At 38.1% G+C, this 23,687-nt stretch carries 22 protein-coding genes and 3 tRNA genes; 21 read left to right on the forward strand and 4 right to left on the reverse strand.

Features of this window, described 5'->3' with window-relative positions:
* Positions 1 to 65 precede the first annotated feature (65 nt).
* The 18 genes from ispE (at position 66) to ACIP9G_RS22365 (ending at position 17,909) form a co-directional block, all read left to right on the forward strand.
* Complete coding sequence (gene ispE, locus ACIP9G_RS22280) at positions 66 to 932, forward strand: 4-(cytidine 5'-diphospho)-2-C-methyl-D-erythritol kinase (RefSeq protein ID WP_340821452.1); 867 nt, start codon at positions 66 to 68, stop codon at positions 930 to 932.
* 56 nt (positions 933 to 988) lie between these two features.
* Positions 989 to 1,816 (forward strand): pur operon repressor, encoded by an 828-nt coding sequence (gene purR, locus ACIP9G_RS22285; protein ID WP_340821451.1) that lies wholly within the window; start codon positions 989 to 991, stop codon positions 1,814 to 1,816.
* 3 nt (positions 1,817 to 1,819) lie between these two features.
* Positions 1,820 to 2,194 carry a RidA family protein gene (locus ACIP9G_RS22290; RefSeq protein ID WP_340821450.1) on the forward strand — a complete coding sequence of 125 codons (375 nt, stop codon included), beginning with the start codon at positions 1,820 to 1,822 and terminating at the stop codon, positions 2,192 to 2,194.
* A 698-nt stretch (positions 2,195 to 2,892) separates the two neighbouring features.
* Positions 2,893 to 3,195 carry a septation regulator SpoVG gene (gene spoVG / locus ACIP9G_RS22295; protein ID WP_340821449.1) on the forward strand — a complete coding sequence of 101 codons (303 nt, stop codon included), beginning with the start codon at positions 2,893 to 2,895 and terminating at the stop codon, positions 3,193 to 3,195.
* A gap of 272 nt (positions 3,196 to 3,467) precedes the next feature.
* On the forward strand, positions 3,468 to 4,838 hold the full coding sequence (glmU, locus tag ACIP9G_RS22300; RefSeq protein ID WP_340821448.1) for a bifunctional UDP-N-acetylglucosamine diphosphorylase/glucosamine-1-phosphate N-acetyltransferase GlmU: 1,371 nt from the start codon (positions 3,468 to 3,470) through the stop codon (positions 4,836 to 4,838).
* Positions 4,839 to 4,862: 24 nt separating this feature from the next.
* Entirely contained in the window at positions 4,863 to 5,822 is a 960-nt protein-coding gene (locus ACIP9G_RS22305; RefSeq protein ID WP_340821447.1) for a ribose-phosphate diphosphokinase, read from the forward strand.
* Between the two features lie 313 nt (positions 5,823 to 6,135).
* Positions 6,136 to 6,726, forward strand: a complete 591-nt coding sequence (locus ACIP9G_RS22310) for a 50S ribosomal protein L25/general stress protein Ctc (protein WP_340821445.1) — start codon at positions 6,136 to 6,138, stop codon at positions 6,724 to 6,726.
* 213 nt (positions 6,727 to 6,939) lie between these two features.
* Positions 6,940 to 7,503, forward strand: a complete 564-nt coding sequence (gene pth, locus ACIP9G_RS22315) for an aminoacyl-tRNA hydrolase (protein ID WP_401022405.1) — start codon at positions 6,940 to 6,942, stop codon at positions 7,501 to 7,503.
* 60 nt (positions 7,504 to 7,563) lie between these two features.
* Entirely contained in the window at positions 7,564 to 7,791 is a 228-nt protein-coding gene (locus ACIP9G_RS22320; RefSeq protein WP_228134495.1) for an anti-sigma-F factor Fin, read from the forward strand.
* A 278-nt stretch (positions 7,792 to 8,069) separates the two neighbouring features.
* Entirely contained in the window at positions 8,070 to 11,582 is a 3,513-nt protein-coding gene (gene mfd, locus ACIP9G_RS22325) for a transcription-repair coupling factor (protein WP_401022408.1), read from the forward strand.
* Between the two features lie 187 nt (positions 11,583 to 11,769).
* Positions 11,770 to 12,306, forward strand: coding sequence for a stage V sporulation protein T (spoVT, locus tag ACIP9G_RS22330; protein ID WP_107896456.1), 537 nt, complete (start codon positions 11,770 to 11,772; stop codon positions 12,304 to 12,306).
* Positions 12,307 to 12,467: 161 nt separating this feature from the next.
* On the forward strand, positions 12,468 to 14,087 hold the full coding sequence (locus ACIP9G_RS22335; protein WP_340821442.1) for a putative polysaccharide biosynthesis protein: 1,620 nt from the start codon (positions 12,468 to 12,470) through the stop codon (positions 14,085 to 14,087).
* 9 nt (positions 14,088 to 14,096) lie between these two features.
* Positions 14,097 to 15,557, forward strand: coding sequence for a bifunctional methyltransferase/pyrophosphohydrolase YabN (gene yabN, locus ACIP9G_RS22340; RefSeq protein WP_401022412.1), 1,461 nt, complete (start codon positions 14,097 to 14,099; stop codon positions 15,555 to 15,557).
* Positions 15,558 to 15,561: 4 nt separating this feature from the next.
* Positions 15,562 to 15,852, forward strand: coding sequence for an RNA-binding S4 domain-containing protein (locus ACIP9G_RS22345; RefSeq protein ID WP_228134262.1), 291 nt, complete (start codon positions 15,562 to 15,564; stop codon positions 15,850 to 15,852).
* A 285-nt stretch (positions 15,853 to 16,137) separates the two neighbouring features.
* Positions 16,138 to 16,437: a sporulation protein YabP gene (gene yabP / locus ACIP9G_RS22350; protein ID WP_004229167.1), complete on the forward strand. Its 300-nt coding sequence runs from the start codon at positions 16,138 to 16,140 to the stop codon at positions 16,435 to 16,437.
* A complete protein-coding gene (gene yabQ, locus ACIP9G_RS22355; RefSeq protein ID WP_340821440.1) occupies positions 16,434 to 16,925 on the forward strand; it encodes a spore cortex biosynthesis protein YabQ in 492 nt (163 codons plus the stop codon). The genes yabP and yabQ overlap by 4 nt, the downstream gene beginning before the upstream one ends.
* Positions 16,926 to 16,941: 16 nt before the next feature.
* On the forward strand, positions 16,942 to 17,346 hold the full coding sequence (locus ACIP9G_RS22360; RefSeq protein ID WP_340821438.1) for an FtsB family cell division protein: 405 nt from the start codon (positions 16,942 to 16,944) through the stop codon (positions 17,344 to 17,346).
* Positions 17,347 to 17,480: 134 nt separating this feature from the next.
* Positions 17,481 to 17,909, forward strand: a complete 429-nt coding sequence (locus tag ACIP9G_RS22365; protein ID WP_219363866.1) for a S1 domain-containing RNA-binding protein — start codon at positions 17,481 to 17,483, stop codon at positions 17,907 to 17,909.
* A gap of 202 nt (positions 17,910 to 18,111) precedes the next feature.
* Here the strand turns inward: ACIP9G_RS22365 and ACIP9G_RS22370 are convergent, their stop codons facing one another.
* The 4 genes from ACIP9G_RS22370 to ACIP9G_RS22385 all read right to left on the reverse strand — a co-directional run bounded on the left by ACIP9G_RS22370 (position 18,112) and on the right by ACIP9G_RS22385 (position 18,751).
* Positions 18,112 to 18,360, reverse strand: coding sequence for a hypothetical protein (locus ACIP9G_RS22370; protein WP_340821435.1), 249 nt, complete (start codon positions 18,358 to 18,360; stop codon positions 18,112 to 18,114).
* 152 nt (positions 18,361 to 18,512) lie between these two features.
* Positions 18,513 to 18,584, reverse strand: a tRNA-Glu gene (locus ACIP9G_RS22375).
* Positions 18,585 to 18,589: 5 nt separating this feature from the next.
* A tRNA-Met gene (locus tag ACIP9G_RS22380) sits at positions 18,590 to 18,666 on the reverse strand.
* A gap of 10 nt (positions 18,667 to 18,676) precedes the next feature.
* Positions 18,677 to 18,751 (reverse strand) — tRNA-Gly (locus tag ACIP9G_RS22385).
* A gap of 371 nt (positions 18,752 to 19,122) precedes the next feature.
* On the opposite strand from ACIP9G_RS22385, the gene ACIP9G_RS22390 reads away from it, so the two are divergent.
* The 3 genes from ACIP9G_RS22390 (at position 19,123) to hpt (ending at position 23,563) form a co-directional block, all read left to right on the forward strand.
* A complete protein-coding gene (locus ACIP9G_RS22390; RefSeq protein WP_340821434.1) occupies positions 19,123 to 21,516 on the forward strand; it encodes a SpoIIE family protein phosphatase in 2,394 nt (797 codons plus the stop codon).
* A gap of 28 nt (positions 21,517 to 21,544) precedes the next feature.
* A complete protein-coding gene (gene tilS, locus ACIP9G_RS22395; RefSeq protein WP_401022419.1) occupies positions 21,545 to 22,951 on the forward strand; it encodes a tRNA lysidine(34) synthetase TilS in 1,407 nt (468 codons plus the stop codon).
* Positions 22,952 to 23,020: 69 nt separating this feature from the next.
* Entirely contained in the window at positions 23,021 to 23,563 is a 543-nt protein-coding gene (gene hpt, locus ACIP9G_RS22400; protein ID WP_228134267.1) for a hypoxanthine phosphoribosyltransferase, read from the forward strand.
* The last annotated feature ends 124 nt before the right edge of the window (positions 23,564 to 23,687 follow it).

The following is a 23,687-nucleotide window of genomic DNA, read 5'->3' on the forward strand; positions in this document are numbered from 1 at the left end:
AATGAATTATCTTGCGCGAAAAACGAACGGCTGTTTATGCGTGTAGTTATGAGGGAGGAAGTAAGATGCTTTATGTAAAGGCGCCTGCAAAAATTAATTTAACATTAGATGTTCTTTATAAACGACCAGATAATTATCACGAAGTGGAGATGGTCATGACGACTGTCGATTTGGCAGATCGCATTAGCTTAGAATCTCGAGAAGATGGAGTAATTGAAATTATTTCAACGGATAATTTCGTACCAAATGATCACCGCAATTTTGCTTATCAAGCAGCGCGTCTTATAAAAGATACATACGGCATTAGACAAGGTGTATCCATTACAATTGAAAAAGAAATACCGATTGCAGCAGGTCTTGCAGGAGGCAGTAGCGATGCAGCGGCAACGCTAAAAGGTTTAAATGAGCTTTGGAATTTAAAACTATCAATAGACGAGCTAGCGGAGCTTGGTGCTAAAATCGGTTCAGACGTTTCTTTTTGTGTATACGGAGGTACTGCACTAGCAACTGGGCGAGGGGAGAAAATTCAGGAATTACCTGCACCGCCAAGTTGTTGGGTCGTGTTAGCTAAGCCTAAAATTGGTGTGTCAACAGCAGAAGTATATGGTGGCTTAAAGGTTGAAGGGCTTGAGCATCCTAATACAAAGCAAATGATCCAAGCAATTGAAACAGAAAGCTATGAGCTACTATGTGCATCTTTAGGAAATGTTTTGGAAACTGTAACATTTAAGTTACATCCTGAAGTTATTATGTTAAAAGAACAGATGAAACGTTTTGGCGCAGATGCGACGTTAATGAGCGGAAGCGGTCCAACGGTCTTTGGTCTCGTGGATACTGAGGCGAGAGTGAGCAGAATTTACAATGGCTTACGAGGTTTTTGTGAAGAAGTATATGCTGTGCGCATATTAGGGGAGCGTAATACGCTTGCTTAAAAACGCATAATTGTGTTAATTTTACCTATAAATATTCGTGTTTAGGAGAGGGTCGCATGAAATGGAAGCGTAGTGAACGACTAGTTGATATGACGTACTATTTACTAGAACATCCACATCAGCTGATCCCGCTAACTTATTTTTCAGAATTATATCAATCCGCAAAGTCTTCGATCAGTGAAGATTTAACGATTGTTAAAGAAACTTTCGAAGAAAAAGGAATCGGGTTATTGATAACAGTGCCAGGAGCAGCAGGTGGTGTGAAGTATATTCCTAAAATGTCCGAAGAGGAAGTTCGTTTAGTCATCCAGGATTTAAAAGCTGAGCTTGAACATTCAGATCGTTTGTTACCTGGTGGCTATTTATTTATGACGGATTTATTGGGCAATCCAGATTTAATTAATCGAGTTGGGAAGGTTTTTGCATCTGCATTTGCTGACCAGCAAATCGATGTTATTATGACAGTAGCAACAAAGGGGATATCTATTGCCCATGCCATTGCAAGGCATTTAAATGTTCCAGTTGTTGTCGTTCGTAGAGATAGCAAAGTAACAGAAGGCTCTACAGTTAGTATAAACTATGTATCTGGTTCTTCTCGAAGAATTCAGACAATGGTATTATCTAAAAGAAGCATGAAGAGTGGACAGCGTGTACTTATTACCGATGACTTTATGAAAGTCGGTGGTACGATGAACGGCATGAAGAATCTATTAGAAGAGTTTGACTGTCAATTAGCAGGCATCGCTGTGCTAGTTGAGGCAGAGCATGCAGACGAAACTTTAGTAGATGATTACTATTCACTTGTAAAGCTTCATGAGGTCAATGAAAAAGATCGTACGATTGCATTAAGTGAAGGCAATTATTTTACAAAAAGGGAGAAATGACAAATGAATGTAGTATCTACAACGAATGCACCAGCAGCAATTGGACCGTATGCACAAGGAATGATCGTTAATGGGATGTTTTATAGTTCAGGTCAAATTCCATTAACGGCAGCAGGCGAATTAGTAGAGGGTGATATTGTCGCTCAAACACACCAAGTATTTGCTAATTTAAAGGCAGTACTAGAAGCTGCAGGCTCATCACTAGACAATGTAGTAAAAACAACAGTCTTTATGAAGGATATGAATGACTTTGTTGCTATGAATGAAGTATATGCAAGTCATTTTGGAGAGCATAAACCAGCTCGTTCAGCAGTGGAAGTAGCACGCTTACCAAAAGATGTGAAAGTAGAAATAGAAGTTATCGCAATCGTAAAATAAAAATTAGTAGCCCTTTAAAAGAACTTAAAGCTCTTTTAAAGGGCTTTTATTCTTTTATTATAGATTTATACTGCTATTGATTTACGGTGCATGTGGCGCCCTCTGCCTAGCACTCTGTAAGCCGCAACTCGTTAACGCGCGGTTTGTTGCGCATTACGTTGTGTGCTGTACTAAGCAGAAGTCACGTCGCGGCCTTTCACGCCAATCAACTGAACACGTTGGTAGCGTAATTCTAATTTAGGAGCATAAAAGGATAAAAAAGAAAAAAGCCATCGAGTTGAACTTCTTGATGGCTTTTAAGAATACGCTAAAAGGTCATTTATAGTGCTTTTATTAACTAGCTTTAGCATATGCGTTCTAATTCTAAAAGAGGCGAATAAAAACTAAATATGCACTGATTTTAGTGTGGACTCAAACCTTTGCTGAAACAAGTTAAAGGATTCATTGAATGTCACAAATTTTTAGATGGACGTATCTAGTAGGCAAAAAGGTAGTCATTACGCCGTGTATTTAATTAGTTTTTAAAAATTTGACAAACAATTGTCAAATTTACCGTAAACTAGAGAAAATATTGTAACGAATTAAAAATGAAGTATTCAAATTTTTTAGAAAATTTGGTAGACTATGAAAAGGGAAATATTCGGTAATATGAATATAATATTTTCATTTAGGCATCTAAGATGAGAGGTGGTGAGAAAATGGAAGTTACTGATGTAAGATTACGTCATGTACAAACGGATGGTCGCATGCGTGCGATTGCTTCCATTACACTCGACAATGAGTTTGTGGTACATGATATCCGCGTTATTGATGGGAATACAGGCTTATTCGTCGCTATGCCGAGTAAACGAACACCAGATGGCGAATTTAGAGATATTGCGCATCCTATCAACTCAACGACACGTAACAAAATTCAAGAGATTATTTTAAACGCTTATCATAACTCTAGCAATGTGCCAGAGTCGGAACAAGCAGCTGAATTAGAAGGAATTGGCGTATAGTTTTATGAAAATAAATGCTCGTTTAAAGGTTATTTACAAATAAGTATCCTTTTGGCGGAAGAAAATAAAAGGAACTCTTCAATCATTGAGGAGTTCTTTTTATTTTTCAAAAAAGAGAAAAACAGCAAATTGTAGTGTATAGCTCATTACATTCGAGCATAAGGTGTGTTTGATTTAGGAATTCACCGTTTAGTCAATTCTACATGCCTTGAAAATAGATGAATTTTGCTATATAGTCATAAGAGAAAATGAGCGTATTGGAGGACTTACTGATGAGCAATATTTTTGCTGTCATTTTGGCTGCAGGTCAAGGTACACGTATGAAGTCCAAATTATATAAAGTGCTCCATCCAGTATGTGGGAAACCCATGGTACAGCATGTAGTGGATCACATTCAAACGTTAGATGTGAACCGCATCGTAACGGTTGTAGGACATGGTGCAGAAAAAGTAAAACAACAACTTGGAGATAAGAGCGAGTATGTTTTACAAGCTGAACAATTAGGTACAGCACATGCAGTACAACAAGCAGAGTCAATTTTAGGTAGCGAACAAGGAACAACATTAGTTGTTTGCGGTGATACGCCACTTATTCGCCCTGAAACGATGAAAGCTTTATTTGAGCATCATCAAGCAAAAAATGCAAAAGCAACAATTTTAACAGCTGTTGCAGAAAATCCAACTGGCTATGGTCGTATTTTACGTGGCGATGGTGGACAGGTGGAGCAAATTGTTGAACAAAAAGATGCAAGTGAAGAGCAGCAACGAGTAAAAGAAATTAATACTGGGACATATTGCTTCGATAATAAAGCATTATTTGAAACGTTAAAACTTGTGAAAAATGATAATGCACAGGGTGAGTTTTATTTACCTGATGTAATTGAAATTTTACAAAAACAAGGCGATATCGTTGAAGCTTATGTAACGGATGATTTTGAAGAAACACTCGGTGTGAATGACCGTGTGGCATTGTCACAAGCGGAAGAGTTAATGCGTGCGCGTATTAATGAGCGTCATATGCGTAATGGCGTGACAATCATTAACCCAAATGCTACGTACATTAGCTCAGATGCAGTAATTGGTCGTGATACAGTGATTCAACCAGGCTCTATGATTGAAGGAGCAACTGTAATTGGAGAAGATTGTTTAATCGGTCCAAATACACAAATTATCGATAGCCGTATTGGTGACCGTACTTCTGTGCATTCATCTGTTGTACGAGAAAGCACTGTAGCGGAAGATACAGCAATTGGACCGTTTGCACATATTCGTCCACTTTCTGATATCGGTAGCCATGTTAAAATCGGTAACTTTGTAGAAGTGAAGAAAAGTAAATTAGGTAACGACACAAAGGTATCTCATTTAAGCTATATTGGAGATGCTGAAATAGGTAATAACGTCAATGTTGGCTGTGGTTCTATTACAGTAAACTATGATGGGAAGAACAAGTTCCAAACAATTATTGAAGATGATGTATTTGTAGGATGTAATACTAACTTAGTAGCGCCAGTGAAAGTTGGAAAAGGTTCATTTATTGCAGCAGGATCTACAATTACAAAAGAAGTTCCTGAGGATGCACTAGCAATTGCGCGTGCAAGACAAGAAAACAAACCGAATTATGTAAGCAAATTAAATTCAAAATAATTATCAAATAAACAGGAGGCCATCATGCCGTATCAATATGCAAACTCACAATTAAAAATATTTTCACTCAATTCTAATAACCCACTAGCCCAAGAAATTGCGCAAGAAATGGGAGTTGAATTAGGGAAATCTTCAGTTAAGCACTTTAGCGATGGAGAGATTCAAATTAGTATTGAAGAAAGTATTCGTGGTTGTGATGTGTTTATCGTGCAGTCTACTTCTGCACCTGTAAACGAACATTTAATGGAGCTTTTAATTATGGTAGATGCTGTGAAACGCGCATCTGCTCGTACAGTTAACGTTGTAATGCCTTATTATGGTTATGCTCGTCAAGACCGTAAAGCAAAAGCGCGTGAGCCAATTACAGCTAAATTAGTGGCAAACTTACTTGAAACGGCTGGTGCAACACGTGTTATCGTTTTAGACTTACACGCACCACAAATCCAAGGTTTCTTCGATATTTTAATTGACCACTTAATGGCGGTACCTTTACTTTCTGATTACTTCAAATCTAAAGGTATTCCTTCTGAGGAAATCGTAATTGTTTCACCTGACCACGGTGGAGTAACGCGTGCGCGTAAAATGGCAGAACGTTTAAAAGCACCGATTGCAATTATTGACAAACGCCGTCCAAAACCAAATGTTGCGGAAGTGATGAATATCGTTGGTAATGTTGATGGTAAAGTGGCAATCTTGATTGATGATATTATCGATACTGCAGGTACAATTACAATTGGCGCTGACGCTTTACGTGCTGCTGGTGCAAAAGAAGTATATGCTTGCTGCTCACACCCAGTACTATCAGGTCCAGCAATCGAGCGTATTGAAAACTCTGCGATTAAAGAATTAGTAGTAACAAATACAATTCAACTTTCTGAAGAGAAAAAATCACCAAAAATTACAGAGCTTTCAGTAGCTAAATTAATGGCAGATGCAATTTCTCGTGTATACGAAAACAAATCAGTAAGTACTTTATTCGATTAATTTTAATTAGAATAAATTTATATTTGATATAGCATAATGTGTGACAAAAAAGGGACAAATCTACATTTATGAGTAGATTTGTCCTTTTTGTATAGCTATTAAGTTTGAATATTCAAATTAGAGGGTATAATAGTATTTGTTACTGTGTAATATTTACGCTCTTTCGAAAAGAGAGATAAATATTATAAAAGCCTTTAGCGGCTGTCATAAACTAATAACAGAAGAAATAGCGTTTTTTATATTGAATTCTGTAATTGGTATGTGGCATCAGTGTTAAGGCATAAATAATTTTCTTGGAAGGGGAAGGTATAGTATGAGTACAGTCTTAAGTGTAAATAAGCGCGAAGCTGGGCATCGTTCGACATTAACCCAACTTAGAAAAGGGGGAGCCATTCCTGCAGTTATTTATGGCTACAAACTAGATTCAACCCCAATTTCTATTTCAGCGAAAGAATTTAGACAGTTTGTTCAAAAGAACGGGCGTAATGGTGTCATTCCGGTGGAGTTAGATGGTGAAAGGGTAAATGTCGTTGTATCAGAAGTACAAAGATGTACACTGAAAGATGAAGTGAATCATGTAGATTTTTTAGCAATTAATATGTCTGAAGAATTAGAAGTAGACGTAGCGGTAACACTTGTTGGAGAATCAGCTGGTGTAGGTGAAGGTGGCATTTTAATGCAGCCGAATTTGGAAGTTAAAATAAAAGTTAAACCTACTGATATTCCAGAAACATTAGAAATTGATATTACGAAACTAGCAATTGGAGAAACTATTATGGTAGCGGATATTCGCGATCATGTAGATTTTGAAATTGTGAACGAAGATGATCATATTTTAGTAACAATTATGGCGCCAACAGTTTCTGCAGACGATACTGAAGTTGAAGAAAGCGTTGAGTCATAAGATTAAATGTATGTTTGAAGGGAAGGCTATCGAGGAAGTCGTAAAAGACGGACTTGATAGCTTTTTTGTTGTCGTAAAAATGAACAGTTTTTACAACGGACCGATAAATTTTTATCATACATATATTTGTTCATAACGGGGATGAACGAAATGTTTTCTTATAGCTCAGTATGGTAAAATAATGACTATTAGATTGAAAGAAGTGAGGTACTTATGAAAATTATCGTTGGTTTAGGAAATCCAGGTAAACCTTATGAGCATACAAGACATAATATTGGGTTTGATGTAATTGATGCATTAGCTAAAAAGTGGGATGCACCGTTAGCAACTTCAAAATTCAATGGCATGTATGCAACAGTACATCGTCCTGAAGGCAAGGTTCTACTTGTTAAGCCTTTAACATATATGAACTTATCAGGTGAATGCGTTAGACCTCTCATGGACTATTTTGATATTGATGTAGAAGATTTAATTGTAATCTATGATGATTTAGATTTAGAAACAGGAAAATTGCGTTTGCGTCAAAAAGGTAGTGCGGGTGGACATAACGGCATTAAATCTTTGATTCAACATTTAGGAACACAGGAATTTAATCGAATTCGTATTGGTGTAAGTCGTCCACCGGCTGGCATGAAGGTAGCGGATTATGTGCTATCAAAGTTTTCTAAAGAAGACAATATTGTTATGGCAGATGCTATTGATAATAGTGTTAATGCAATAGAAGCGTCTCTTTCAAAACCATTTCTTGATGTGATGAGCCAATTTAACGGTGCATAATCTCTTTCCAAAATGTCTATACTTTAAGTAGTAAGTTGCTTAAAGGAGGATGATTTGGAGATGGCAATTCGCTACCGTTGTAGGCATTGTGAAGTAGAAATAGGAACACTACCATTTGATGCAGATGATACAATTCGAAAGTTGCATATTTTCGAATTAGGTGAGGCAGATGATTATGTTGAAAAGGATCAACATGGGCAAACGACTGTACACTGCATTTGTGAGCAATGTGAGGATTCGCTTAGACAATATCCAGATTATCACGCACTCAATAAATGGATTCAATAATGGAAGGATGCTTTGGCGCACATTGCGTGCGTTCAAAGCTTTTTCCGTTTTTATTTTTTGAAGTAGAAATATACGCTGCTTTCAATAGTAATGCAAGGATAATAAACATGTTGTATAGTAGTGCGTTATGTTTTCTAAACCGAGAGTTTAATGACTAGGACAATTACACAAAGGTGAACTTGATAATTAGACAAATGAAATGTGTAATATTGTACTAGATTGATAGTATGAGGCACATTGAATAATTAGAATTTTCGCGCTGAAAGGAGTTTTTGACTGTGGAAGTTTTACGACAGATTGTGTCGCAGGACAAACATATCACATCATTTTTACAGGAGATTCAGAGCGGCAATACAGCATCTCAGCTCATTACAGGTTTAACAGGAAGCGCACGGCCAATTATGGTCGATGCGTTATTTGACCATGTACAAAAACCAATTTATATTGTGTCACCCAATTTATTGCAGGCACAAAAAATGGCGGATGAGCTTGTAGGGTTATTAGGAGAGGAATATGTCCACTATTACCCAGCAGATGAGTTTATTGCTGCAGACTTATCAGTAGCCTCTCCGGAGCTTCGAGCAGAGCGTATCGCAACGCTTGATTGTCTAGCGAGAGGTGAAAAAGCCGTTTACATTATACCTATTGCTGGCTTGCGAAAAATGATGCCCCCGAAAGAACATTGGATACATTATTTTTTACAGACTGCCATAGGCGAGGAAGTACAAATAGAGGAATGGCTCCAAACGCTTGTAGCGATGGGATATGTCCGTAACTCAATGGTAACGACGCCTGGTGAATTTGCGTTGCGTGGAGGCATTTTAGATATATATCCTCCGTATTTAGAAGCACCTATTCGAATCGAGTTATTTGATACGGAAGTAGACTCGATTCGTACGTTTTCTGCAGATGATCAGCGTTCAATAGATAAATTACAAAAAGTTCGTATTTTACCTGCGTCAGAAGTAATTTTGACAAAGGAAGAACGAATAGCTTTAGCAGGTCGTTTAGAAATTGCATTAGCGACAAGCTTGAAAAAAGTAAAGAAACAGGAGACGAAAGAGCTTCTGTATCAACATATTCAATACGATATTGAACTGTTGCAACAAGGAAACCTCCCAGATTTCGTTAATAAATATGGCTCGTTGTTATATGATAAAACGGCATATTTAGGTGATTATTTTGCACAGGATGGCATCGTATTATTTGATGAGCTTGGCCGCATTCAAGAAGTAATGGATGCATGGGAGCGTGAAGAAGAAGAGTGGTTTTTATCACTGATTGAAGAGGGGAAAATGGTACACGATGTGAAGCCAGCCTTTTCTTTAAAGGAGATTTTGGCTATGCTGTCACAGCAGAAGCTATATTTCTCATTATTTTCACGTACGTTTGCTGGTATTACCTTTAATAAGACAACTAATTTTTCATGTAAGCCGATGCAGCAATTCCACGGGCAAATGGCGTTATTACAAAATGAAGTTGAACGCTGGCAGCTCGGTAAATTTACAGTGCTTATCGTAGCTAGGGATAAAAACCGCGTGAAACGTGTACAGCAAATGCTTGAGGAATACGATATTCATGCAACGATTGGGGAGCCGACTGAGTCTGGTCTCTATATTGTAGAAGGCGGATTATCAAGCGGATTTGAATTGCCTTTGCAGCGTTTGGCAGTCGTAACAGAGGATGAATTATTTAAACAGCAAGCAAAGAAAAAATCACGCCCTCAAAAAATGACAAATGCAGAGCGTATTAAAAGCTATACAGAAATTAAGCCGGGCGACTATGTCGTGCACGTGCACCATGGGATTGGGAAATATATCGGTGTAGAAACACTAATAGTCAATGGGACACATAAAGATTATTTGCACATACGATATCGCGCAGATGATAAATTATATGTGCCTGTGGAGCAAATCGATTTAATTCAAAAATATGTGGCATCTGAAGATCGCGAACCGAAGCTACATAAATTAGGTGGAGCGGAGTGGAAAAAAGCTAAAGCAAAGGTTTCCTCTGCCGTTCAAGATATTGCAGATGATTTAATTAAACTCTATGCTAAGCGTGAAGCGGAAAAAGGGCATGCTTTTGCGCCTGATAATGATGATCAACGTAATTTTGAGACATCATTCCCTTATGAAGAAACAGAAGATCAGCTACGTTCGATTATTGAAGTAAAACGTGATATGGAACGAGAACGCCCAATGGATCGCCTAGTATGTGGCGACGTAGGATATGGCAAAACAGAAGTTGCCATTCGTGCGGCATTTAAAGCCATTCAAGATGGTAAGCAAGTTGCCTTCCTCGTGCCTACGACGATTTTAGCGCAGCAGCACTACGAGACAATCCGCGAGAGATTCCAGGACTTTGCAATTAATGTTGGTCTACTATCTCGCTTCCGCACGAAAAAAGAGCAAGTAGCGACATTAAAAGGTTTAAAAGACGGGCAAGTTGATATTGTAATAGGAACTCATCGAATTTTATCTAAAGATTTAACGTTCCAAGATCTTGGTCTACTCATTGTAGATGAGGAACAGCGCTTTGGTGTTACACATAAGGAGAAAATTAAACAGCTGAAAACAAATGTTGACGTGTTAACTTTAACAGCAACACCTATTCCAAGAACGCTGCATATGTCGATGGTTGGTGTACGTGATTTATCGGTTATTGAAACGCCTCCTGCAAACCGTTTCCCTGTGCAAACTTATGTTATGGAGCATAGCGGTGCACTAGTACGAGAAGCAATTGAGCGTGAAATGGCACGTGGTGGCCAAGTATTTTACTTATACAATCGAGTGGAGGATATGGCACGGAAGGTTGATGAGATTCAAACGCTTGTCCCTGAAGCGCGTATCGGACATGCACACGGTAAAATGACTGAATCACAATTAGAATCTGTCATTTTAGCATTTATTGAAGGGGATTATGATGTTCTTGTTACGACGACAATTATCGAGACTGGAGTAGATATTCCTAATGTCAACACGCTTATTGTCCATGACGCAGATCGAATGGGTTTAGCCCAACTGTATCAATTACGAGGTCGTGTAGGGCGATCAAATCGAGTAGCGTATGCCTACTTTATGTATCAGCGTGATAAAGTACTCACAGATGTAGCGGAGCAACGACTACAAGCTATTAAAGAGTTTACGGAGCTCGGATCTGGTTTTAAAATTGCGATGCGTGATTTATCGATTCGTGGAGCTGGTAATTTATTGGGTGCACAGCAACATGGCTTTATTGATTCTGTTGGCTTTGACTTGTACTCGCAAATGCTAGAAGAGGCCATTGCAGAACGACAAACTGGCGTGAAAAAAGAGGATAAGCCAGAGATAGAAATTTTACTGAACATCGATGCTTATATTCCTGATACGTATATTCCAGATGGCTATCAAAAAATTCAAATGTATAAACGCATTAAAGCGATGGACCAAGTGGATGAATACGAAGAAATTATTGAAGAATTGCAAGACCGTTTCGGTGATTTACCAATTGAAACAGAACGTTTACTGCGAATTGCACGTATGAAAATTTGGGGCTTAGAAATGGGCGTTTCCTCTATTAAAGAAAAGCAAAAGGTTATCTCTATTTTGATATCTGAAGAGGGTTCTGCAAAAGTAGATGGTAGTAAAATTGTAACTGAAACGATGAAATTTGAGCGAGCTGTTGGCTTCGGTATGGATAGTATGCAGTTGATATTGACAATTGATGAGCGTAAATGCAATAAATACCATCATTTTGATATATTAGAAGAAATAATGCAGATTATTGCAAAATCGAAAAAAAATATGTGAAAAAAGGCTGAACTTGTTGACAAATTGGCAAGTTCAGCCTTATTGTATGAAAAGACAAATTTTTATTAAAAAAAATAATGTTGGATTCAAAATCCTTTTCGTTCATTTTTTGCATAGATTGTCTTGAGAAAAACCATACTATTGTTGTAGAAAAATTTTAATGAATACGAAAGCGAGGCAGTTTAGCATGAAAGCAACAGGAATTGTTCGTCGTATAGATGATTTAGGACGTGTGGTAATACCGAAAGAAATTCGTAGAACGCTACGTATTCGCGAAGGTGACCCGTTAGAAATTTATACGGACCGTGAAGGTGAAATCATTTTGAAAAAGTATTCTCCAATTAATGATTTAGGAGAATTCGCACGTGAGTATGTAGAAACATTGTATGAAACGCTAGGTACTCCAGCGTTTGTAACAGACCGAGACGAAGTAATCGCTGTTGCAGGGATCGGCAAGAAAGAATATATTAATCGCCGTATTACATCTTTTGCAGAAGGATTTATGGACGAACGCTCAACAAAAATTGAGAAAATGGAAACAACTATTGAAATTGTTCCTGGACAATATGAACAAGTTAAATCATATTGTGCAACACCAATCATGGTGAATGGTGATCCAATTGGTTGTATCATTGTTTTATCTAAAGTACATTTTGTTGGCGAAGTAGAAGTAAAAGTAGTGGAAACAGCTGCTAATTTCTTAGCAAAACAAATGAATAATTGATGAACATCGAAAGTTATTGTCATGACTCTTTTAGGGTGAACAATAACTTTTTTTGTATACATAATGCTGTACCGATAGCGGAGACAGTGTTAACGTGAGCGTCATACTTTTGAGGTATGCTATACTATTGGCATTGTTAAATGAAGGAAAGAGGACAATTTATGTCGGAACGATTTGGTATGAAAAGTTACATGAAGGGCGCGGCATTACTAACCATTGCAGCCCTCATTGTGAAAGTTTTAAGCGCAATTTATCGTGTACCTTTTCAAAATCTAGTTGGTGACGAAGGATTTTACATTTATCAACAAGTGTATCCTGTAATATCCATCTTTGTAGTATGGACATCAAGCGGTTTTGCGGTAGCTATTTCAAAAATGCTTGCAGATAATGATTGTATTGTAGATGAGGAAGAACGTACACAGAAAAGACGAAGCATTATGCGGATTATTTTTCGTTATTTAACAGTACTTTCCTTCGTATTTTTTGGTGTTTTATTTGCTGGGGCAGATGTACTTGCGAAAATGATGGGTGATGCCAATCTTGCGCTATTACTACGCACAGGATCTTTTATTGTATTAGTAATGCCTGCACTTGCTATTTTTAAGGGTGGCTTTCAATCAAGAGGGATTATGGAGCCAATTGCTTATGCACAAGTACTGGAGCAAACGGTAAGAGTTTCCGTTATATTAGCTGGTACGTTTATAATTATGACAACGACAAAGTCCCTCTATGGGGCAGGACAAATGGCTATTATTGGGACGGTCGTCGGAGAAGTAGTTGGCTTATTATTAATTGCGTTTCTTTTTAAAAAACGCTTTGGTTCTTTTATTGGCAAACAACAACAACGAATAGCAAGCTTTCCTGTGTTAAAAGAGGTGACATTGCTTAGTTTAAGTGTGAGTATGAGTAGCTTGTTATTGCTTGGCTATCAGCTTGTCGATTCATTTACTATTTTTTCGCTACTCATAGATAGCGGAATGGACGAGACATTAGCTAAGGAAACAAAAGGTATTTATGACCGCGGACAACCATTAGTTCAATTAGGGGTTGTCATTGCAGCCTCATTATCGCTTGCTATTGTGCCACTTGTTGCACATATGTCTAACAAGCAAAATGGGCGCAGTGCGATGCCGTTTATACAGCTTACGTATAGGGCCTCCGTATTGTTTGGGTGGGCAGCTTCACTAGGGCTAATACTAGTCATGCCTTATATTAATGCAATGCTATTTAAAACAGATGCACTATCAGAAGTACTTATGTTATATGTTTTACAAATTGTACCGTTGTCAATTATTTTGACATTTACAGCTATTTTGCAAGGTTTTGGGAAATTAAAAATGCCAGCTCTGTTTTTATTTGTAGGTTTTTTATTAAAAGTGTTACTAAATGTCTTCACAATTGCACCGTTTGGTGTTCTAGGCGCTGCTGTTGCTAATAATGTGGGACTTTTGTTCACAGCATTAGCGCTCGTGCTGTACTTAAAGAAAATTACAGGCATTCAATTGGCACCTGCAAGCTTTTATCAAAAGCTTGGCATTGCCTCATTATGTATGTCAGTGGTAGTAATCCTTTGGCTTCAATTTATCCCAGCTTTGTTAAATGGATTTTTATCTGAACGCCTTGTCGCTGTGGTTGCTGGCTTCAGTGCGGTTTGTATTGGCGCAATAGTGATGATTACTTGCATTGCAAAACTACGAGTACTTGCTGAAAAAGAATGGTATTTACTACCTTTTGGTCGTAGAATGGCTGTTTATCAACTATGGTTAAATAGAAAGAAGTAGGTGGAGTTATTGAATACATTAACGATAATTGGCCTTGGCGCTGGTGATTTCAATCAGTTGCAAATGGGCGTTTATAAAAAATTAATAGCGGCAAAGAAGTTGTTTGTTAGGACGGTTGATCACCCTGTATTAGAGGAGCTAGCTAACGAAGGCTTACAATTTGAAAGCTTTGACGCTGTATATGAGAAGCATAGTACATTCCAGCCGGTGTATGAAGAAATTGCGCAAAGATTAATCGAGGCTACTGCAATGGGAGACGTGATGTACGCTGTACCTGGTCATCCGCTTGTTGCAGAGCAAACGGTGCAGCTTCTTATTCGAGCAGCGCAAGAAGAAAAGGTCAATGTAGTAATAGAAGGTGGTCAGAGCTTTTTAGACCCTATTTTTGGTGCTTTAAAAATTGACCCAATTGAGGGCTTTCAATTACTAGATGGCACAAGCTTTTCGATGCATGACATTAATATGCGCCAGCACATTTTAATTGCACAAGTGTATGATACATTCAGCGCGTCGGAAGTGAAGCTGACATTGATGGAGAAATATGATGATGAATATCCAGTAACGGTCGTTACAGCAGCGGGTTCCTCTCAAGAAAAGCTAGTGACCGTTCCGCTATATGAGCTTGACCAAAGTGTTGAGGTAAATAATTTAACAACGGTTTATGTACCTCCGGTGACTTCTCAGGAGGAAGCATTACGTGATTGGGCAACTTTCCGCCAAATTATTGCTACTTTGCGTGGACCAAATGGGTGTCCGTGGGATCAAAAGCAAACACATGAATCGTTAAAGAAATATTTACTAGAGGAAGCACATGAATATTTAGCCGCTGTAGATGCAGAAGATGATTTTGCGATGATTGAAGAGCTTGGGGATGTGTTATTACAAGTATTTCTACATGCGCAAATTGGAGAAGATCAAGGCTATTTCACATTAGAGGACGTTTTAGCTTCAATTAGTGAGAAAATGATTCGTCGTCACCCTCATGTATTTGGAGATGTCACAGTTGAAGATGCTGATGGTGTCATTGCCAATTGGGAAGCAATCAAGGCTGAAGAAAAAGGGATTAGTGACAAGCCGTTATTGGAAGAGGAATATCGAGCGTCATCTGCGCTGCAAACAGCGTACAATTATCAAAAAAGGGCAGCTAAAGTTGGTTTTGATTGGCCAGATGTAGATGGCGCATGGGATAAGTTTGCAGAAGAGTGGCAGGAATTCCGTCATGAAGTGGCGAAAGGGTCTAATATGACGCGTCTCGATGAATTTGGAGATGTGTTGTTTACGCTCGTTAATTTAGCTCGCTTTTACAAGCTATCACCCGAAGAGGCCATGCTGCATGCAAATGAGAAGTTTGCAAGACGCTTTGGCTATGTTGAAGCGAAAGTAAAAGCTAGTGGTAAGCCATTTTCAGATTATACACTGGAACAATTAGATGCTTTTTGGCATGAAGCAAAGCAACTTGAGAAGGAGTAATAATATGCGATTAGATAAATATTTAAAAGTTTCACGATTAATAAAACGACGTACGTTAGCAAAAGAAGTTGCTGACCAAGGTCGTATTACGATTAATAGTAAAGTAGCGAAGGCTAGTAGTAGTGTGAAGGCTGGTGATGAACTAGCTATTCGTTTTGGCCAAAAAATTGTCACAGCTCGCGTGGAAGAGTTACGTGATACTGTAAAAAAAGAAGATGCAGCAAAGATGTTTACAATATTAAAAGAAGAGCGTCTTGAAAAGGTTGAGCCTGAATTTATTGATGACGAAGACTAATTTTCACTTTGTTTGAGCAGAAGTTCACTATGGGGATAAACGCCAATACGGATTTCTTAGGGTTTAAACGCTGGCTGAACCAAGTTAAAGATTCCTGCAGATGTTTCAAATTTTAATTGTGCTCGAAAAAATCTGAGCGCAATTATACCGAGTTGTAATTGATTTGCTAGTAACGTTAAAAATTTTTTCTTAATAAAAGTAAGGCAACTTTCATAAAGTTTGTCATGCTTTTAAGGTTGTCCGCATAAAGTGAACAGAAGCTAGGACGACTAAAGGAGGAAAAAAATGACGCTACATCAAGAAAGTAATCGTTACACAATTCCATCTGGAGAACATATTTTAACGATTCGTAATCGTAAAAGAATGGACATGACTTCTGTAAAATCAATTGAACGCTTTGATCAGGAAGAGTTTTTTATTAAGACGTCCCAAGGGCATTTATTGATTCGTGGAGAGGAACTGCATATCGTTCACTTAGATGTTGACAAAGGGTTATTGACGCTTGAAGGAACTGTAAAAACCTTGCAGTATGACGAGGAGGAAAGTGGCTTCTCGAAAGGTTTCCTTCATAAATTGTTTGGATGATTGTTAGTCAGCAATTCGTTCAGCTATTAGTCATGGTTGTGAGCGGTATCGCAGTTGGATTTATTATTGATAGTGTAAGGCTCATTGTTTTTTCAACTCCAAAAAGGTCAAGCCTCCGAAAGTGGATGATGGTTTTAGAATTGTTGACTTGGATTCTGCTCGGAGGGTTAACGTATTATTTATTGTTTTGGTTAAAAGATGGCGCATGGCGGGCTTACGACCCGCTTGCGCAGATTGCTGGTATATTTTTATATCAAACCTTTTTTCAAACCTTTTTACGTTTCATTGCACGTATAATAGTGAATATAACATGGAAACCATTTTGGTTTATCGTACGTTTAATAATCGCTATTATTCGACAAATCCTACACATATTAATGAAAATTGGTGCATTCGTCTTAAGACCTTTTGTCAAAATTTATTCGTATTTGTCCTACACTTTATTAAAAAAATTTCGATATATCAAGTATAATAAAAGACAACAATAACTTCGGAGGTGCGGGCATGACTAAACGTCATTCATCAAAAGATGAACAACAAAACTACACAAAGCTTGATAATGACTATGTCCGTAACACGGATAAAGCTATGAATCGTAAAGTGCAATCGCGTAAACGAAAAATGCGCCGTATTGTTTTTTTTGCGATTGTGCCAGTCGTCATTATCGCCTTCCTCATAAATATTCTAGTCCATCAATCTGAGACGCTAGCTGAAAAAGAAAAGAAAAAACAAGAGGCAACTCAGCATTTGGTAAAGGTAAAAGATGAGCAGGATTCGTTAAATCTTAAGATTAAACAATTAGAAGATGATGAGTATATTGCAAAGCTTTTACGCAAAGAGTACTTCCTATCAGAAGAAGGTGAAATTATTTTCATTATTCCTGATAAGGAAGATAAAAAAGACGACTGAAAAGCTATGTATTGTTGACACACTTTTTTAGTTATATATAATGAAAAGAGAAACTTATTGAAGTAAAAAGTTTGATTAAATTGATTACATGGCTCAAAAGAGTCGCTTAATTTTTAAGGAGGAGCATTTTTTTTATGTCAATTGAAGTAGGCAGCAAGGTACAAGGTAAAGTAACAGGAATCACAAATTTTGGAGCATTCGTTGAGCTGCCAGACGGCAAAACAGGCTTAGTACACATCAGTGAAGTTGCTGACAATTATGTAAAAGATATCAATGAGCATCTAAAAGTTGGAGATGAAGTTGAAGTAAAAGTGATGAATGTTGAAGCGGATGGAAAGATTGGTCTTTCAATCCGTAAAGCAAAGCCTCAAGTTGAGAGACCAGAGCGTCCTCAACGTCCGCGTCGTGACAATCGTTCTAATGATCGTAACGAACGCCATCAGCCGAAGGAAAACTTTGAGCAAAAAATGGCACGTTTCTTAAAAGATAGTGATGAACGTCTAGCAACATTAAAACGTGCTACAGAGTCAAAACGTGGTGGTCGCGGGGCTAGAAGAGGGTAGTTTGCTGACTGTTTTAATCGTAGAAAAAGTGTATTAAATAGAACGGGGATTAGCTTTTGTTTATAACAAAGGCTAATCTTTTTTGTTTGTAAGCACAAATTCGATACAGTATCTAAAGGGCAGTTAGTATTACTGGAATTAAAAAACGTAATTTCATGTAGTTGAAATTACGTGGTGAAGTACGATTTTGGATAGGGCGTACCTATAAAGTTGAAGTCGGTCCTTTTTTCTTCTTTGGAGCTGACACAGGCTGCTCCGATGTTGTTTCAGGTGTCTTCTCTACAGGATTAGTCACCATTTTTACGAGTAAGTACACACCATATACGCTTATGATGAGACCTGCAAGAAGTAAGAAAATTTGAATGGCAAAGGGTAAGTTGATAAGTATTGATACGAGAATGATCATTGAGCCACTCCCGCATGTTAAAGCAGCTTTAGTTAATGAACCCAAAAACAGTGAACCTCCTAGTAACATGTGCATTTTATAATAAGTATGCCATATTTTGAGAAGGTAAGCATACTAAAATGCTAACGATACTTATTACTATGTCCGAAACAATAAAAAAACGTCTCAGATGTACATCTGAGACGTTTTTTTATGTATGACCCCTACGGGATTCGAACCCGTGTTACCGCCGTGAAAGGGCGGTGTCTTAACCGCTTGACCAAGGGGCCAATTATGGTGGCGGCCGAGGGGATCGAACCCCCGACCTTACGGGTATGAACCGTACGCTCTAGCCAGCTGAGCTAGGCCGCCAAAATATTATTGGAGCGGAAGACGAGGTTCGAACTCGCGACCCCCACCTTGGCAAGGTGGTGTTCTACCACTGAACTACTTCCGCATGTCTTTTTAAAGGACAAGTTAAATAATACAATCCATTAAACAAAGTGTCAATATCTTTATAAAAAAAGTTTAATAAAAATCTAATAAAGTTGAAAAAACGTGTATTAGCTTAATGAAAAGACAAAGAAATGAATAATTTGAACGCGAAAATTGACATTAGTACCATAAATACAGTTAATAGTGGAATATTGCGAAAAATAATTACTGCAAACAAGTACAGCTACCCATTTTTTTAGTAGTTACTGACATTTATCGTATTTATGCATATGTATTCGTCGAAATGTTTATATTTTTTTTTGCCATCGTCAGACAATCTTTCCACACATAATTTCTTATAATAACGAAAAAGTGTAGAAAGGGGATTATGAAATGACTAGTGTTGAATGGTATGAAACAGCGAATGTAGACGACCAAAAATCGGGGGCGAGAAAAAGGCAATTATTTATAGGTTCCCTATTTTTTTTAACATCCTTCTTTTTAGCTCAATCTGTTGTGTTTGAAGCAGCTGTACCTTTCTCTGTACCTTTTTGGGCGATAATTCGCAGTAAGTATAAAGAGTATGCGAAATTCGTATTATTTGGCGGTTTAATAGGCTGCTATTTCCTAGGTTTTGGACAAGTCCTCATTCTAGCATTACAAATAGGCATGTACGAGTGTATAATGCGTTTCCGATATTGGCGACTCCCTCAAAGCATTGCCGTTTCTCTTGCTGTACTAAGCGTGCAAGTATTGTGGCAGGGCATCATGTACCAGGGTCTTCCGCCGGTGCTTGTGCAATTTTATGTAGGGTGTGAGGTAGCATTAGCACTTATTATGACGTTATTTATGCAAGTGCTTTTCGTCAACTCATATGAGTGGTTTACAAGCAATTGGACATATGAACGGCTTGGCTCAGCACTAGTTGTATTTGCAGCTATGCTAACAGGAATGCAAGCGGTCGTCATTAGCTATTTTTCATTGCCAATTTTTTTATTGCAGCTACTAATTTGTTTTGGTGCATTTGTAGGAAGTGTGCCACTAGCGACAGTTATAGGAGCGATACTCGGAACTCTTATCGGGGTGGCCAAGCTATCGTTTACAGGGATGCTATCAGTAGCTACTTTAACAGGTCTTTGTGCAGGTATGGGAGCACGTGCAGGAAGATTTGGTGTGGCAATCGGTAGTATTTTGCCAAGTGTGTTTTTTTTATTTTATGATGCAACATTGCCTTTAGATAGCGTGTATTTCACTTCAATTGCTATAGGCAGTATTATTTTTTTAGTTATTCCTAAAAGCTATTCAGATAAAGTACGGAATAAGCTTTTTCCAAAACGGGAAGAAGTGCTATTAGCAAGGCAGCATTGGTTGACAGAGCATGTTACATTTAAGCTAGAGCACTTTCAACACTTTGTTCATTTCATGAAAGAGCTAGTCTTTGAACGCTTTATGACAGCCCCTGTAGCGGTGAAAGAGGAAGTAGCCCCTATGAATACATGTTTAAGCTGTTTTCGCCATGATCGGTGCTGGGGGGCACAAAATAATGGCATGGACAAGCTTATGACGGATTGGTTTCATATGAAAGGGGTAGGGAAGGAATCAGCTATTCACCGAGTGGAAGAACAAATACGTTATAAATGTGTTAAATCAACGAAAATATTCGAGGAGTTAGATACTGAACTTTATAGAGAGCGTATTAATGGCCAGTATTTCCATGGTAAAAAAATGATCGCACTACAGCTACGTGATATGAGTAATCACCTTAATCAGCTCATCGCTGAGATGAAAGAAGAAACGATCTCATTCGTTAGTGTGGAGAAGGATATTGTGCAACGATTGAAGGATGCCCATATAGAATGTTTTCAACTTGATGTGCTGAGCAATAAGGCAGGAGCGCGAAAAATAGTGTGTGCATTAGCACCTGCACGTGTCGATTGGGAAGAGGATACGACATTGGCTGAACGTATGATTTTACCAATTTTATACGATATTTTTGATGAACCATTTGAAATTGAAAAAGTAGTTGAATGTGATGTACCATTTCGTCACATACAAGTAAGCTTTAGGTCAGCTATTAGCTTTGAAGTAGAGTATGATATATATAGCATGTCAAAAGATGCAACACTCTACTCTGGTGACTCCCATGCGCTGTTTCAACTGCATCCAGGGCTATTTGCAATATTATTGTCCGATGGTATGGGTCAGAGTAAAGAAGCACAGCATGAGAGTAGAAAATTGATTCATTTAATGCGGGAATGTTTGAATTTTAATATGAATCCCGAGACTGCTATGCATACATTGCATTATGTGATGTCACTTAAACAACAAGATGATATGTATGCAACACTTGATTTTGCTCTAGTGGATTTACAACATGGTGATTTATGGTCGTGGAAGGCGGGGGGAATGTCCACCTATATTTTACGAGGTAAAGAGGTGTTGAAAGTAGAAAGTAACGCAGCGCCAGTTGGCTTTTTGTCGATTTCAGCGGTTGAGGCTGAAAAAAGAAAGCTTAAGGCAGGCGACGTCATTCTTATGCATTCAGATGGTCTGTTTTCAAGTGTTGCCGATTGGGATGAACAGGAAGAAGCATTTTTAGCGTTCGCACAACAGGTAGCAAGCACAAATAAAACAATCCAAGATAAATTAACAACCATTATGCAGTCCTTCCAGACGTATTATGAAATAGAAGATGACTGTACAGTGTTGATGTTAGAAGTTACCCACGTCGTACCAACATGGGCGGTATTTAAACCGGTTCAATATTCCATGAGTAAATCGTCATAACAGAAAACGAAAAGGGGAGGAGAAGCGTTTGTCATTTGAATTAAAAGTTAAACAATTTATTGATGAAGAGCAATTACTACAGCAAGACGATCATCTTCTCATCGCCGTTTCGGGTGGTGTAGATTCAATGGCATTACTCCATTACTTTGTTAAAACAAAAGAACAATGGGGGATTGAAATCGAGGCAGTGCATGTCGATCATATGTTAAGAGGTGAGGCATCAGCTGAGGATCGAGCTTTTGTGCAAAAATATTGTGATAAATATGGTATTGTCTTGCATTCAACAGCGATTCCAATTCCAGAAATTATAGCGTCAGAAAATGGCAACTCACAGCTGATTTGTCGTAGAGAACGTTATCGTTATTTTGGAGAGATCATACATACAACGAAGGCAACCAAGCTTGTAACTGCACATCATGCGGACGACCAACTGGAGTCAGTATTAATGGCCCTGACGAAAAATGCCACGATGAATAGTATGCAAGGTATTCGCTCACAGCGTTTTTTTGAAGGAAAATCATTAATTCGTCCGTTTTTAACGGTTACAAAGTCCGAAATAAGGGAATATTTACAGAAGCAAGGCTTGAATTATCGTGAAGACGCGAGCAATACGAAAGATTCCTACGTAAGAAATCGCTTTAGACACCACGTAGTACCACTATTGGAAGCGGAAAACCCACGGGTAGCTGAGCAGACGAGTCGTTTTACAAAGCATTTACAAGAGGATGATGCGTACTTAATGACACTTGCGCAAGACATATTTTCAAAAACAGTAAAATTATACAATGGAAATATGTATAGTATGGAGATAGAAACGTTTGAAATGGTAGCACCTGCTTTACAAAGGAGGCTCATTTTAATACTATTAAACTATCTTTACAAAGATTCAAATACGATACAAAGTTATGCTATCTTAACTTCGCTTTCAAAGCTTTGTGAAACAACATCTGGGTATGCTGAAATTCACTTGCCAGAAGGTTTTATAGCAGTTCGCCGTTATGGCAAATTGACGATTCAGAAAAGCGAAACATTAGAAAGTGAAATTTATCCTGAAAATGGATTTGTTTTGACTGCTAATGGAGGGACGATGTTGACAAATGGTGTTCATCTATCTGTCGTTCGGCTATCTGAATTAGCACCTGAATTGCTTACGGACTCTGCACAACTTTTTTACTTTAACGCTAATAAACTTACACTTCCACTCTATATTAGGGCACGTAAGGAAGGAGACCGAATGCTGTTAAAAGGAATGGATAAGCCCAAACGTTTATCTCGCCTTTTTATAGATGAAAAGATTCCTTTAAATGAGCGAAATAGCTGGCCGTTACTGATTTCTCAATCTGACGAGGTCGTAGCGGTAATTGGTGTGCGTATGGGTATTTACTTTTCAACTACCCCGCAGCCAAGCGATGATACAGTGCTCATCGTAGACTAATGGTCTTTGTAAAATATTTCACCTACATACAGGTTGAAAATTTTTGAAACAACACGAGGAGGAATCGATATGTTACAAAATGACATCGAAAAAATTATGATTACTGAAGAACAACTGCAAGAAAGAATCGCTGTGCTAGGTGCCCAATTAACAGAGGAATATAAAGATTCATTCCCGTTAGCTGTTGGCGTACTTAAAGGTGCGATGCCATTTATGACAGACTTGATGAAACGTTTCGATTCTTTTATTGAGCTAGATTTTATGGATGTTTCTAGCTATGGTAATGCCACTGTTTCATCTGGCGAAGTAAAGATTTTAAAGGATTTAAATACAAGTGTTGAAGGGCGTGACGTATTAATTATCGAGGACATCATCGATAGCGGATTAACGCTTAGCTACTTAGTAGATCTATTTAAGTATCGTAAAGCAAAATCAATCAAAATTGTTACTCTTTTAGACAAACCGTCAGGACGAAAAGTAAATCTTGCTGCTGACTATGTTGGCTTCAAAGTTCCAGATGGCTTTGTAGTTGGTTATGGTTTAGACTACGCGGAAAAATACCGCAACTTACCATACATCGGTATTTTAAAACCGGAAGTTTATTCGTTTTAATGCTTAAATATCCACTCAATTTTACGAGTGGGTACAAGTTAATGCCTCCAGCGGCTGACATAGGTGTTGTGTTGTTAAGATACAATTCAATTACGGGCACACAAAAGCTGTGCCAAAAAGGAAT

This window comes from Lysinibacillus sp. NPDC093197 (assembly GCF_044754025.1).
Lineage (GTDB): Bacteria > Bacillota > Bacilli > Bacillales_A > Planococcaceae > Lysinibacillus.